The sequence below is a fragment of the Streptomyces sp. WMMB303 genome (genome assembly GCF_029351045.1).
In the GTDB taxonomy this organism is placed as follows: Bacteria; Actinomycetota; Actinomycetes; order Streptomycetales; family Streptomycetaceae; genus Streptomyces.
Window position 1 is genome coordinate 4,963,677 of the sequence record NZ_JARKIN010000001.1, and the last position, 12,406, is coordinate 4,976,082.

Annotated in this window: 12 protein-coding genes; 2 read left to right on the top strand and 10 right to left on the bottom strand. The window is 72.4% G+C overall.

Features of this window, described 5'->3' with window-relative positions; genetic code table 11:
* Positions 1-13 precede the first annotated feature (13 nt).
* The 4 genes from P2424_RS21880 to P2424_RS21895 form a co-directional block, all read right to left on the bottom strand.
* The gene (locus P2424_RS21880) at positions 14-403 is read right to left on the bottom strand and encodes a Fic family protein (protein WP_276477454.1); all 390 of its coding nucleotides are present in this window, start codon (positions 401-403) and stop codon (positions 14-16) included.
* A gap of 6 nt (positions 404-409) precedes the next feature.
* On the bottom strand, positions 410-607 hold the full coding sequence (locus tag P2424_RS21885; RefSeq protein WP_276477455.1) for a hypothetical protein: 198 nt from the start codon (positions 605-607) through the stop codon (positions 410-412).
* Entirely contained in the window at positions 568-1,911 is a 1,344-nt protein-coding gene (locus tag P2424_RS21890) for a TRAM domain-containing protein (protein WP_276477456.1), read from the bottom strand. The genes P2424_RS21885 and P2424_RS21890 overlap by 40 nt, the downstream gene beginning before the upstream one ends.
* A 133-nt stretch (positions 1,912-2,044) precedes the next feature.
* Positions 2,045-4,165 (bottom strand): APC family permease, encoded by a 2,121-nt coding sequence (locus P2424_RS21895; protein ID WP_276477457.1) that lies wholly within the window; start codon positions 4,163-4,165, stop codon positions 2,045-2,047.
* Between the two features lie 69 nt (positions 4,166-4,234).
* Here P2424_RS21895 and P2424_RS21900 point away from each other — a divergent pair, with 69 nt between their 5' ends.
* Complete coding sequence (locus P2424_RS21900) at positions 4,235-4,894, top strand: TrkA family potassium uptake protein (protein WP_075003329.1); 660 nt, start codon at positions 4,235-4,237, stop codon at positions 4,892-4,894.
* An 85-nt stretch (positions 4,895-4,979) separates the two neighbouring features.
* Positions 4,980-5,642 carry a TrkA family potassium uptake protein gene (locus P2424_RS21905; protein ID WP_276477458.1) on the top strand — a complete coding sequence of 221 codons (663 nt, stop codon included), beginning with the start codon at positions 4,980-4,982 and terminating at the stop codon, positions 5,640-5,642.
* Positions 5,643-5,776: 134 nt separating this feature from the next.
* On the opposite strand, the gene P2424_RS21910 is transcribed toward P2424_RS21905, so the two are convergent.
* The 6 genes from P2424_RS21910 to kdpC all read right to left on the bottom strand — a co-directional run bounded on the left by P2424_RS21910 (position 5,777) and on the right by kdpC (position 12,401).
* The gene (locus P2424_RS21910; protein ID WP_276477459.1) at positions 5,777-6,778 is read right to left on the bottom strand and encodes a DUF3048 domain-containing protein; all 1,002 of its coding nucleotides are present in this window, start codon (positions 6,776-6,778) and stop codon (positions 5,777-5,779) included.
* 142 nt (positions 6,779-6,920) lie between these two features.
* The gene (locus P2424_RS21915) at positions 6,921-7,721 is read right to left on the bottom strand and encodes a DUF3159 domain-containing protein (RefSeq protein WP_276477460.1); all 801 of its coding nucleotides are present in this window, start codon (positions 7,719-7,721) and stop codon (positions 6,921-6,923) included.
* A gap of 3 nt (positions 7,722-7,724) precedes the next feature.
* Complete coding sequence (locus P2424_RS21920; RefSeq protein WP_276477461.1) at positions 7,725-8,129, bottom strand: OB-fold nucleic acid binding domain-containing protein; 405 nt, start codon at positions 8,127-8,129, stop codon at positions 7,725-7,727.
* Positions 8,130-8,210: 81 nt separating this feature from the next.
* Positions 8,211-8,897 carry a response regulator gene (locus P2424_RS21925; protein WP_276477462.1) on the bottom strand — a complete coding sequence of 229 codons (687 nt, stop codon included), beginning with the start codon at positions 8,895-8,897 and terminating at the stop codon, positions 8,211-8,213.
* Between the two features lie 29 nt (positions 8,898-8,926).
* A complete protein-coding gene (locus P2424_RS21930) occupies positions 8,927-11,569 on the bottom strand; it encodes an ATP-binding protein (RefSeq protein ID WP_276477463.1) in 2,643 nt (880 codons plus the stop codon).
* Between the two features lie 238 nt (positions 11,570-11,807).
* Complete coding sequence (kdpC, locus tag P2424_RS21935; protein WP_276477464.1) at positions 11,808-12,401, bottom strand: potassium-transporting ATPase subunit KdpC; 594 nt, start codon at positions 12,399-12,401, stop codon at positions 11,808-11,810.
* Positions 12,402-12,406 lie beyond the last annotated feature (5 nt).

The following is a 12,406-nucleotide window of genomic DNA, read 5'->3' on the forward strand; positions in this document are numbered from 1 at the left end:
CCTGATCCCGCCCTTACCGCACGACGACGGGGACCCAGGCCGACAGGTGCTTGGCGATGGCCGGTACCTCGGTGTTGTCCTGCGCGACGTCCTCGACGAACGGACCGGCGGTGGGGACGGGCGGCGGCGCGGTACCCGCACTGACGCCGTTGAACCGCAGGAAGACGCGCATGGCGAGCCAAACGGTGCGCTTATTGCCGTCGATCAGCGCGTGGTTGCGGGCGACGGAGTGCAGCAGCGCCGCGCCCTTCTCGTGCAGTGTGGGGTACAGCTCGGCTCCGAACACGTTTGTCCGGGGCCGCTCGACCGCCGACACCAGAAGGCCCATGTCACGCACACTGTGCTCGGTACCGTTGACCGTGCGGGCGACGACCAGGATCTCGTCGATCCGGATGTGGCGCACGCCGGTTCACTCCAGGTAGTCCAGGATCTCCGCGTCGCTGTCCATCAGCTCGGCCAGGACGTCGTCGACCTTCAGCTCCGCCCGGTCCTGAGCGTCACGGATGGCCTCGACAGCGAGTTCCTGCTTGCTGCGGCCCTCAGCCCACCCGGCATCCGACCCCCAGTTCAGGCCCCCTTCCCCACCGGCTCCAGAATGGCCACGCACTCCACATGGTGCGTCATCGGAAACAGGTCGAAGGCGCGCAGGAAGCGGGGGCGGTAGCCGGCGGTGGCGAAGTAGGAGAGGTCGCGGGCGAGGGCGGCCGGGTCGCAGGCGACGTAGGCGATACGGCGCGGGCCGAGTGCGGTGATCTGGTCGACGATGTGCTTGCCCGCGCCGGTCCGGGGCGGGTCGAGGACGACGAGGTCGGCCTCGGTGATGCCGGTACGCGGCAGGACCTTGTCGACCTTGCCGTGCTCGATGCGCACCCGGGGGAAGTCCTCGAGGTTCTTGCGGGCGTCCGCTACCGCCCGCTTGCCCGACTCGATGCCGAGCACCGCGCCCTTCTCGCCGAGGCGGTCGGCCAGCGCTCCGGCGAACAGGCCGACGCCGCAGTACAGGTCCAGTGCCGTCTCGCCCTTGCGGGGGGTGAGGCCGCGCATCACGGCGTCCACCAGGACCTCGGCGGCGCGGGGGTGGACCTGCCAGAAGCCGCCCTCACCGATGCGCCAGGTGCGTCCGTCGGCGCGCTCGCGGACGAAGTCGCGGCCGTGGACGCGGTGTACGGCGCGGTCCTTCTCGCCCACCCGGAGGACGGAGACCTCGCGGTTCAGCTCCACGAGGGGCAGCCGGCCGCCGGGGCGGGGGGTGAGGACGACCTGGCGGTCCGCGGAGCCGGTGGCGGCGATGGCGTCGACGGTGGCGATCTGCGGCCACTCGCGGTCCTCGATGCCGAGCTCCTCGACCTCGGGCGCGGCGATCAGGCAGTGGTCGATGCGCTGCACCTCGTGCGAGCGGTGCTTGAGCAGTCCGGCGTGACCGTCGTCATCGATGGTGTAACGCATACGGGTGCGCCAGGCCGGGACCTCGCCAGGGGCGACCTTGTCGCCCGGGGCGGGCTCGACCGTGCCGTCCCAGGAGACGTCCTCGGGGGTCAGCCCGGCGAGCCGCTGGAGCTGTTCGGTGAGCACGTCGGCCTTGAGGCGCCGCTGGGCGCCGGGCTTGACGTGCTGCCAGTCGCAGCCGCCGCAGCGCCCGGGGCCCGAGAAGGGGCAGGGTGCCTCGACGCGGTCCTTGGCCGGTTCCAGGATGTCGACGGCGTCGGCCCGCAGGAAGCGCGAGTCGGTGCGGCCCTCGGTCACCCGGGCGACGACCCGCTCGCCGGGCAGCGTGTGCCGGACGAAGAGCACCTGGCCGCCACCGGTACGGGCGACGCAGTGGCCGCCGTGCGCCACCGGGCCGACCTCGACCTCGTACTCCTCCCCCACCAGGGAGGGGGCGAGCTCTTCGGACGCGCTGGCTTCGGGCATCGGGGCGTGGCTCCAAACGACTGGAAGAACTGAGGAACGGCTGGGCGACGACGGGAACGGGAGGTCCGGGGCGCCGCGCGGCGGGATGCGGGTCCGGCCGAGCGGGCGGGCCGCCGGGCCGCAGCCGCCGAGTCTACTTCCCGCGCTGCCGGGTCAGGCTCCCCGGCGGCCCGGACCCGTTCCCGGGGCCCTTGCCGCCTTTGCCGCCCTTGCCGCCGTCCTTCTGGGACTTCCGCGGCTGGATGACGGGACCGCGGCGCACGGAGCCGGGCGCGTTCCACTGCTCGCGGCGCCTGGCCCGCTTCTTGGCCAGCTCGGAGGACTCCAGCTGATAGGGCACCGAGGTGACCATGACGCCGGGTGTGAACAGCAGCCGGCCCTTGAGCCGCAACGCGCTCTGGTTGTGCAGCAGGTGCTCGTACCAGTGGCCGACCACGTACTCCGGGATGAAGACGCTCACCACGTCGCGGGGCTGCTCCTGGCGCAGCCGCTTCACGTAGTCGATGACGGGGCGCGAGATCTCCCGGTAGGGCGAGTCGAGGATGGTGAGCGGGATGTCGATGCCACTCTCCTCCCACTCCCTGCGGAGCTGCTCCGTCTCGTCCTGGTCCATGTTGACGGTGACGGCTTCGAGGGTGTCGGCGCGCAGCAGCTTGGCGTAGCGCAGGGCGCGCAGCGTGGGTTTGTGGATCTTGGATACGAGCACGAAGGAGTGCACCCGCGAGGGGCGCAGCTTCGCCTCGGTGGGGTCCTCGGCCGCCAGTTCCTCGGACACTCCGTCGTAGTGCCGGCGGATGGCGGTCATCACGACGTAGAAGAGTCCCATGCCGACCAGGGAGACCCACGCGCCGTGGGAGAACTTCGTCACCAGCACCACTACCAGCACCAGCCCGGTGAAGAAGGCTCCGAAGGTGTTGATGGCGCGGGAGCGGTGCATGCGGTGGCGGTGCGCGGAGTCGGTCTCCGTGCCGAGCAGCCGGTTCCAGTGCCGGACCATGCCGATCTGGCTGAGGGTGAAGGAGACGAACACGCCCACGATGTAGAGCTGGATCAGGCGGGTGGAGTCGGCCCCGTAGACGACCACGAGTATGATCGCGGCGCCGGCGAGCAGCACGATGCCGTTGGAGAAGGTGAGCCGGTCGCCGCGGGTGTGCAACTGCCGCGGCAGGTAGCGGTCCTGCGCCAGGATGGAGCCCAGCAGCGGGAAGCCGTTGTAGGCGGTGTTGGCGGCCAGGAACAGTACCAGCGCGGTGGCCGCGGCCAGGTAGACGAAGGGGAGCGTCCCGTCGCCGAAGACCGCGGCCGCCACCTGGGAGATGACGGGGTTCTGGGTGTAGTCGGCGCCCGCGGGCCGGCCGTCGATCAGCAGGTCCTTGGCCGGGTTCTCCGCCATCCGCACCTTGGTGGCCAGCGCCAGCGCGATGATGCCGCAGAACATGGTGACCGCCAGCACGCCCATCAGGGCCAGGGTGGTGGCGGCGTTCTTCGACTTGGGCTTGCGGAAGGCGGGCACCCCGTTGCTGATCGCCTCGACGCCGGTGAGCGCCGCACAGCCGGAGGAGAAGGCCCGCAGCAGGAGGAAGGCCAGCGCGAACGCGCCCAGGCCGGACTGTTCGGTGTGGATCTCGTAGTCGGCGGTGGGGGCGCGCATCTCGTCGCCCAGGATGACTCCGCGCACCACCCCCCACACGAGCAGCCCGAAGACGCCCGCGACGAAGCAGTAGGTCGGTACGGCGAACAGCTTGCCGGACTCGCGCACGCCCCGCAGGTTCATCAGCGTCAGCAGCACGATCACGGCGACGGCGCAGAACGTCTTGTGCTCGACGACGAACGGGATGGCCGAGCCGAGGTTCTCGACCCCGGAGGAGATCGAGACCGCCACGGTGAGCACGTAGTCGACCAGCAGTGCGCTGGCGACCGTCAGGCCCGCCCGGCGGCCGAGGTTCGTGGTCGCGACTTCGTAGTCCCCGCCCCCGCTCGGATACGCCCGGACGTTCTGCCGGTAGGAGGCCACCACCGTGAACATCAGCACGACGACCGCGACCGCGATCCACGGGCTGAAGCTGTAGGCGGAGGCCCCCGCCACCGACAGGACCAGCAGCACCTCGCCCGGCGCGTACGCCACCGAGGACAGCGGGTCTGAGGCGAAGACGGGGAGGGCGAGACGCTTGGGAAGGAGCGTCTCGGCGAGCCTGTCGCTGCGCAGCGCCCTCCCGAGGAGAAGTCGTTTCGGTACGTCGGTCATCCTGGACACGCAGAGGATCGTATGCGGTCAGTCGTGCGATGCTGAGACGGCCCGCTGTACGGGACGAAGGGACGGGCGTTGCACATTGTGATCATGGGCTGCGGGCGAGTGGGAGCAGAGCTCGCGCAGACCCTGGAGCGACAGGGCCACACGGTCGCGGTCATCGACCGGGACCCCACCGCGTTCCGGCGCCTCGGCTCGGGGTTCGGCGGACGCCGGGTCACGGGGATCGGCTTCGATCAGGACACCCTGCGCGAGGCCGGCATAGAGGAGGCGGGGGCGTTCGCCGCGGTCAGCAGCGGCGACAACTCCAACATCATCGCGGCCCGGGTGGCACGTGAGATGTTCGGCACAAAGCATGTGGCCGCGCGGATCTACGACCCGCGGCGTGCGGAGGTCTACCAGCGCCTCGGCATCCCCACCGTCGCGACGGTGCGCTGGACCGCGGACCAGATGCTGCGCCGGCTGCTGCCGTCCGGCTCGGAGCCGCTGTGGCGGGACCCGAGCGGTGCCGTGCAGCTCGCCGAAGTGCACACCTCCGCGGCGTGGGTCGGCGAGCGGGTCAGCCGGCTCCAGGAGGAGGCGGGAGTGCGCATCGCTTTCCTCACCCGGCTGGGCGAGGCCATACTGCCGACGTCCCAGACGGTGCTGCAGGAGGGCGACCTGGTGCATGTGATGATGCGCTGCGACGAGGTCGCAAAAGTAGAGGAAGTCTTCGCCGTGGGGCCGGAGTCGTGAACGGCACGCGGGCGGCAGCAGAGCCGCGCCGGGGCAGGACGCACGCACTCCGCCGGACGGGCGGAGAAGCGAACCAGGGGAACGCATGAGAGTGGCGATTGCCGGGGCGGGCGCGGTGGGCCGCTCCGTCGCGGGCGAGCTGTTGGAGAACGGGCACGAGGTCCTGCTCGTCGACAAGGCGCCGACAGCCATCTCCGTCGAGCGGGTTCCCCAGGCGGAGTGGCTGCTGGCGGACGCGTGCGAGATCACCTCGCTGGACGAGGCGGCGCTGGAGCGCTGCCATGTGGTGATCGCCGCAACGGGTGACGACAAGGTCAACCTGGTGATCTCGCTGTTGGCCAAGACGGAGTACGGGGTGCCCCGGGTGGTGGCCCGGGTCAACAACCCGAAGAACGAGTGGCTGTTCAACGAGTCGTGGGGGGTGGATGTCGCCGTCTCGACTCCGCGCCTGATGTCGGCTCTGGTGGAGGAGGCCGTCAGCGTCGGCGACCTGGTGCGGCTGCTGCGCTTCTCGCAGGGTGATGCGAACCTCGTGGAGCTGACGCTGCCGCCGGAGTCCACGCTGGCGGGCACGCGTGTGGGTGATGTGAGCTGGCCGGAGGACACCGCTTTGGTGACGATCATCCGCGGCTCCCGGGTACTGACGCCGGATCCGGACGACGTGCTGGAGGCGGGAGACGAGCTCCTCTTCGTGGCCGCTCCCGCACGCGAGGAGCAGCTCGAGGAACTGCTCTCGACCCGCGGGTGACCCCGCGGTGTCGGCCCGCCGGTGCCGGCCCCCGCGGGTGCGGGGCGCGCTCGCCGGGGACGGAAGCCGCGGGCTGAGGCGTCTGCCGTGGGCGGCTTCCGCGGTGGCTCGGCGCGCGGACGCGAGCGGCGCGGTCAGCCCTTCTTCACCAGCGCGACCCACACCTGACCGCGCGCGAAGGGCAGCCGCTCTCCGCCGTCCGCCCGGGTGAAGGTGGTGCCGTCGCTCGCCGAGGGGCGCGACCAGTGTGCTTCGTACGCCGTGCCGTCCCGCAGCACCAGGGCGTCGCCGGAGCCGACGGTCTCGGTGTAAGGGGTGACGCTGCCGGAACTGTCGTGGAAGCGGGACGGGCGGACGGTCACGTACTGGATCACGACGGTGGCGGGGGCGAGCCGTCCGCCCTCGCGGGCGCGTGCCGGGGATCCGTCCATCGCCACCAGCCAGCGGCCCCGGTCGCCGGACCAGGTGAAGGTGAAGCGGGCCCCGGGGTAGCGGACGGTGTGCCGGTCGGTGGCCCGGCCGCCGCCGGGTGCGGACCCGAAGCGGTAGCCGATGTCCCGGGGCGCGGAGGCGCCGTCGGCGGCCTGCTCGGCGCGGCGCGCCTTGAGACAGAGGTTGTGCGGGACCCGGCGGCCCGGGTCCCGCTCGTAGCCGTCGGACAGCTCGCCGGGCGGCAGCAGCCGCAGCGGTGCCGCCTCCAGGGTCGGCAGGAGTTTGCTCTGCACGCCGGAGAACGCCAGGGCCGGCTCGCCGAACTGGCGCAGCAGTTCGATGTCGGATTCGCGGGCGCTGCGCACCGGGCCGACGGTGGCGGGGACGTCGGAGGCGAAGACGGCCAGGATGCGGCTGAGCCCGGCCTCGACCTGCTCGGTGTAGACGATGTCGGCATGGTCCAGACCGTTCTGCGGGCGGGCCGCGGCCACGTTGTCGACCTTCACGGCCAGCACCCGGCCGCTCTTGTGCCCTTCGCCGGTGAACGGGGACGTGTCGCCCTCGTCGTCGGAGCCGCACGCGGCGAGGGTGCCCGAACCGAGCGCCGCGGCGGTCGCCAGGGCGGTCCGCAGCACGCTCCTGCGTACCCTGTGCGGGGCCGCTCCGTCCGTGGGCGTCCCGGGCCGCAGGGTGGATTCGTCCATGGCGCCTCGCCTCCGTGTCGCCGTGCGCGTCGCGGAGATCCTTCCCCGCGGCGGCGAGGAGGGTGCGGCAGGCGGTCCGGTTGGCCCGTTCAGCCGGAGCGCGGGGCGAGCGCGTGCGCGTCGACGGCGGCGCCGGCGCGGTTCAGCGGCGGTGCCGGCCGGTCGTGCCCGCCTCCGCCGTGGCGGCCTGCGCGGCGGCCTTCTCGGCCTTGGCCGCTTCCTCCTCGGCCTCCAGCTCGGCGATGACATTGATCGGCGGCGGCGCCTTCGCCAGGAAGATCCAGGTGAGGTAGACGGCCAGCAGGAACGGCGGGATCTTCAGGATGACGGTGACCCAGCCGAACTGGGTGGTCTCGCCCCAGAAGTAGAGCGGGAAGAGCACGGCCGACTTGCCGAGCAGGATGAATCCCCAGGCGTAGCTCGCCTTGGTGTACGCCTTCTTGCGGCCGGGGTTGCGCTTGCGCCAGGAGAGGTTCTCCTTGAACACCGGACCGAGCACCAGGCCGAGCAGCGGCACGCCCGCCATGGCGGTGACGAGGTAGGCGAGCGCCAGGCCCAGCGTGTAGAGCATGCCCGGCAGGTAGAAGTCCTTGGCGTTGCCCGTCATCATCGCGAAGAGCACGCCGAAGCCGACGCCGAAGATCCCGCTGAAGGCGTGCTTGACGGTGTCCTTGCGCAGCAGCCGGAAGACGACCATCACACCGGAGAGCACCAGCGCTGTGATCGCGGCGGTGTGGATGTCCTTGTTCACCGTGTACATCGCGATGAACACCAGGCCAGGCACCGTCGTCTCGACCAGGCCCCGCACCCCGCCGAACGCCTCGAACAGCGCCGCTTCCGTGACGGCCTGCGATCCGTTCTCCTCCGGGGCCTGCGAGCCGGTCCCGCCGGCCGGCCGGTCGTCCGGCTCCTGCGCTTCGGTCCGCTTGTCGGGAAGGGTCACCCGCTACTCCTGTCCGAGGGGTCGCAGCTCGTACTTCGGGTTGAACATGACGGGGCGGCCGTGGTTGACGGTGATCCGCCCCCAGGCGATCAGCTTGCGGCCCGGCTCGATCCCCGCGATGGAGCGGCGGCCCAGCCAGACGACGTCCAGCGAGGCCGACCCGTCGAACAGCTCGGCCTCCAGGGTGGGCACTCCGGCGCGTGGCCGCAGCGTCACGGTGCGCAGCGTACCGGTTACCCGCACCATCTCGCGGTCGGAGCATTCGGAGATCCGGGCACAGCCGGTGTCCTCGGCTTCCTCACGCAGCTCGGCCGAGCGCAGGTCCTCCTCCGAGGAGGAGAGCCGTTCCAGGAACCGTCGGAACCGCCCACTTCCCGTGCCCCGCTGCTCTCGGGTGGCGCCAGTCATAACCGCCAGGGTACCGCCGGACGGCGGCGCGTCTCCCCCGCCCGTCGGCACGTCGTATACCGGGGCGCCGGACTCGCCTGCTCACATCTCGAAGCGGTAGCCCATGCCGGCCTCGGTCACGAAGTGCCGGGGGTGCGAGGGGTCCGCCTCCAGTTTGCGGCGGAGCTGGGCCATGTAGACGCGCAGGTAGTTGGTCTCGGTGCCGTAGGAGGGGCCCCAGACCTCCCTGAGCAGCTGCTTCTGGCTCACCAGCCGCCCGGGGCTGCGGACCAGCACCTCCAGCAGGTGCCACTCGGTCGGGGTGAGCCGTACGTCGCCGCCGTCGCGGTGCACCTTCTTCGCCGCCAGGTCGACGGTGAAGGTCCGGGTCTCGATGACCCCGGATCCGTCCGGCATCCCGGCCGGGGGCTCCGCGCGCCGGACGGCGGCGCGCAGCCGCGCCAGCAGCTCGTCCATGCCGAACGGCTTGGTGACATAGTCGTCGGCTCCCGCGTCCAGCGCCTCCACCTTCTCGTCGGAGGTCTGCCGCGCGGAGAGCACCAGGATCGGCACCCGGGTCCAGCCGCGGATGCCGTGGATGACGTCCACGCCGTCCATGTCGGGCAGGCCCAGGTCCAGGACGACGGCGTCGGGATGCCGGTCGGCCGCCATGCGCAGCGCGGTCGCGCCGTCGTGCGCGGCGTCCACCTCGTATTTGCGCGCCTTGAGGTTGATCACGAGGGCGCGGACGATCTGGGGTTCGTCGTCGACCACGAGCACCCGGTGCATTCTTCTTCCTCTCGATTCCGTTGTACCGCTCAGGCGCCGGAGCGCTGCGACTGGAGCTGCGGTCTGCCGGTGCCGGCCGGCAGCCGGCCGCGCGCGGGTCCACGGCCGTGCGCCGCGCGCAGAGTGAGCACCATGGTCATGCCACCCCCGGGGGTGTCCTCGGCCTCCAGCGTGCCGCCCATCGCCTCGGCGAAGCCGCGGGCGACGGCCAGGCCGAGGCCGACCCCGGCACCGCCGGGTGCGTCGCCATAGCGCTGAAAGGGTTCGAAGATGCGGTCCTTGTCGCTGTCGGGCACCCCGGGGCCGCGGTCGGTGCAGCGCAGCTCGACCCGGTCGGCCAGCGCGCTCGCGCGCACCAGCACCTTCTTCCCCTCCGGGCTGTACTTGACCGCGTTCTCCACCAGGTTGGCGACCGTGCGCTCCAGCAGCCCCGGATCGACGGCGACCAGCGGCAGCGCCTCGGCGACGGCCAGCCGCACGCTGCCCTCGGGCACGCCGCCCAGAGCCTTGGGCACGACCTCCTCCAGGCTGATGTCCTTGATGTGCGGCCGGACGGTGCCGGTGTGCAGCCGGGACATGTCCAGCAGATTGCCGACGAGGTTGTCCAGCCTGTCCGCGCCCTCCTCGATCGCCCCCAGCAGCTCCGCCTCGTCCTCCGCCGACCACTGCACGTCGTCGGAGCGCAGCGAGGAGACGGACGCCTTGATGGCCGCCAGCGGGGTGCGCAGGTCGTGCGAGACGGCGGCCAGCAGCGCGGTGCGGATCCGGTTGCCCTCGGCCAGCTCGCGGGCCTGTTCGGCCTCGCCCAGCAGCCGCTGCCGGTCGAGCACCCCGGCGGCCTGTGCGGCGAACGCGGCGAGCACCCTGCGGTCCTCGGCGGGCAGCACCCGCCCGGAGAGCACCAGCATCATGCTGTCGCCGACCGGCATGTCCGTCTCGCCGTCCTCCGGCGCGGCCAGCCGCTTGCCGGAGCCCGTGGTGCCGACGCTGCCCGCGCAGGTCCAGGCGGCCCGCTCGGCGGTGCGCTCCAGCAGGGCGACACCGTCCATGGCGAAGGTCTCCCTGACCCGCTCCAGGAGCGCCTCCAGGCTGGGCCCGCTGCCCGGGCCGCCGCCCGCGTGCGGGGCCTCGCCGCGCAGCACGCTGCCCGCCAGCGCGGAGAGGATCTCCGACTCGGCGCGCAGCCTGGCCGCCTGCTGGGTGCGCCGGGCCGCCACGTCCACCACCGAGGCGACGGCCACGGCGACGGCGAAGAAGACGGCGAGCGAGACGACGTTGCGGCCGTCGCTGATGGTCCAGGTACGGACCGGCTCGGTGAAGAAGTAGTTCAGCAGCGCCGAGCAGACCGCGGCGGAGGCCAGCGCCGGCAGCAGTCCGCCCACGAGTCCGGCGGTGACCGTGAGCACCAGGAAGAGCAGCACGTCGTTGGCGAAGCCGATGCCCGGCTCGGTGGCCAGCATCAGGAACGTCAGCAGCACGGGAGCCCCGAAGGCGGTCAGCCAGCCGGCGACGACGCGCGCCGTGCCCAGCCGGGCCGCCCGGGTGCCGGGCAGCCCGCGCCCCCGGGCGACCTCCTCGTGGGTGACGATGTGCACGTCCAGGTCCGGTCCCGAGTCCCGGGCGACGGTGGCGCCGACCCCGGGTCCGAACACGTACTGCCAGGTCCGGCGGCGGGAGGAGCCGAGCACGATCTGGGTGGCGTTGTGGCCCCGCGCGAACTCCAGCAGGGCCTGGGGGATGTCGTCGCCGATGACGTGGTGGTACGTACCGCCCAGGTCCTCCACGAGGGTGCGCTGGACGGCGAGTTCCTGCGGGGAGGCGGGGGTGAGGCCGTCGGCGTGGGAGATGTGGACGGCCAGGATCTCGCTGCCCGAGCCCTTGGCGGCCATCCGGGCGGCGCGGCGGATGAGGGTGCGGCCCTCGGGACCGCCGGTGAGCCCGACGACGATCCGCTCGCGGGCCTGCCAGGTGGTGCGTATGCGGTGCTCGGAGCGGTACTGCTGGAGGTACTCGTCGACCCGGTCGGCCGTCCACAGCAGGGCCAGTTCGCGCAGGGCGGTCAGGTTGCCGGGCCGGAAGTAGTTGGACAGGGCCGCGTCGACCTTGTCCGGGGCGTAGACGTTGCCGTGCGCCATCCGGCGGCGCAGCGCCTGTGGCGACATGTCGACCAGTTCGATCTGGTCGGCGCGCCGCACCACCTCGTCGGGCACGGTCTCGCGCTGCCGGACGCCGGTGATGGACTCCACCACGTCGCCGAGCGACTCCAGGTGCTGGATGTTGACGGTGGAGACGACGTCGATCCCCGCGGCGAGCAGTTCCTCGACGTCCTGCCAGCGCTTGGCGTTCCGGGAGCCGGGCACGTTGGTGTGGGCCAGTTCGTCCACGACGGCCACGGCGGGGCGGCGGGCGAGCACCGCGTCGGTGTCCATCTCGGTGAGGTCCGTGCCGCGGTGTGTGGTCCCGCGGCGCGGCACCTGCTCCAGCCCGTGCAGCAGCGCCTCGGTCCGCGGACGGTCGTGGTGCTCGACGAACCCGACCACCACGTCGGTGCCCCGCTCCATCCGGCGGTGCGCCTCGGAGAGCACGGCGTAGGTCTTGCCGACGCCGGGCGCCGCGCCGAGGAAGACCCGCAGCCGTCCCCGCCGCCGCTGCTGCTGCGTTCCGGACACCATGCCCCCTATTGTCACCGCTTTCCGTTCCTGGTCATGCGGCGCGGGCGGGGCCGGGCGTCAGGGTTCCGTATGGATCGCTCGGCGGGCACCGGGCGCTGGGGCCCGGCCGCGGGCAGGCAGTCGGCGCCTGCCCGCGGGTCCGCCCCGGCCCCGCCGCAGTGGGCGGGCCGGGACGGACCGGGTGCGGGAGCCCGCGCGGCGGGGAGGCCGGGGCGGGGCTCCCCGCGGAGCCCCGCGGTCAGCGGGACGCTGCCGCGGCGCGCACGGCCACGTTCAGCTTCAGCACGTTCACATGTTCCTCGCCCAGGAATCCGGCGCCGCGGCCCTCCGTGTGCGCGGCCACCAGAGCGCGCACCGCCTGCGCGGGCAGCCTGTTGGCCCGGGCGACCCGCGCGCTCTGGATCTTCGCGTACCGGGGAGAGATGTGCGGGTCGAGGGCCGATCCGGAGCCGGTCACCGCGTCGGGGGGCACCACTGCGGGCGGCACCCCGTTCAGCTCGGCGACCTTGCGCCGGGCCTCCCGTACGGACGCGACCAGCCGCGGGTCGCTCGCGCCGAGCTGACCGGACCCGGTGGCGCGCGGGTCGTAGCCGGAGTGCGAGGGGCGGCCGTGGAACCACTTCCGCCCGCGCCACTGCTGGCCGATCAGGGCCGAACCGACCTCCTCGCCCGCCACCCGCACCGGGGAGCCGTTCGCCTTCTCGGGGAAGGCGGCCTGGGCCACACCGGTCACCGCCAGCGGGTAGAGGACCCCGCACAGGACCGTCAGTGCGAGCAGGGCGCGGCCGGCGGCCCAGCCGAGCCGGGCGGCGTTGCGTACAGCTGTGTTCATCTCGC

Coding starts and splice junctions, on each gene's coding strand:
- P2424_RS21890 (WP_276477456.1), bottom strand. CDS start 1,911: ATGCCCGAAGCCAGCGCGTCCGAAGAGCTCGCCCCCTCCCTGGTGGGG.
- P2424_RS21905 (WP_276477458.1), top strand. CDS start 4,980: ATGAGAGTGGCGATTGCCGGGGCGGGCGCGGTGGGCCGCTCCGTCGCG.
- P2424_RS21910 (WP_276477459.1), bottom strand. CDS start 6,778: ATGGACGAATCCACCCTGCGGCCCGGGACGCCCACGGACGGAGCGGCC.
- P2424_RS21920 (WP_276477461.1), bottom strand. CDS start 8,129: ATGACTGGCGCCACCCGAGAGCAGCGGGGCACGGGAAGTGGGCGGTTC.
- P2424_RS21925 (WP_276477462.1), bottom strand. CDS start 8,897: ATGCACCGGGTGCTCGTGGTCGACGACGAACCCCAGATCGTCCGCGCC.
- P2424_RS21930 (WP_276477463.1), bottom strand. CDS start 11,569: ATGGTGTCCGGAACGCAGCAGCAGCGGCGGCGGGGACGGCTGCGGGTC.
- kdpC (WP_276477464.1), bottom strand. CDS start 12,401: ATGAACACAGCTGTACGCAACGCCGCCCGGCTCGGCTGGGCCGCCGGC.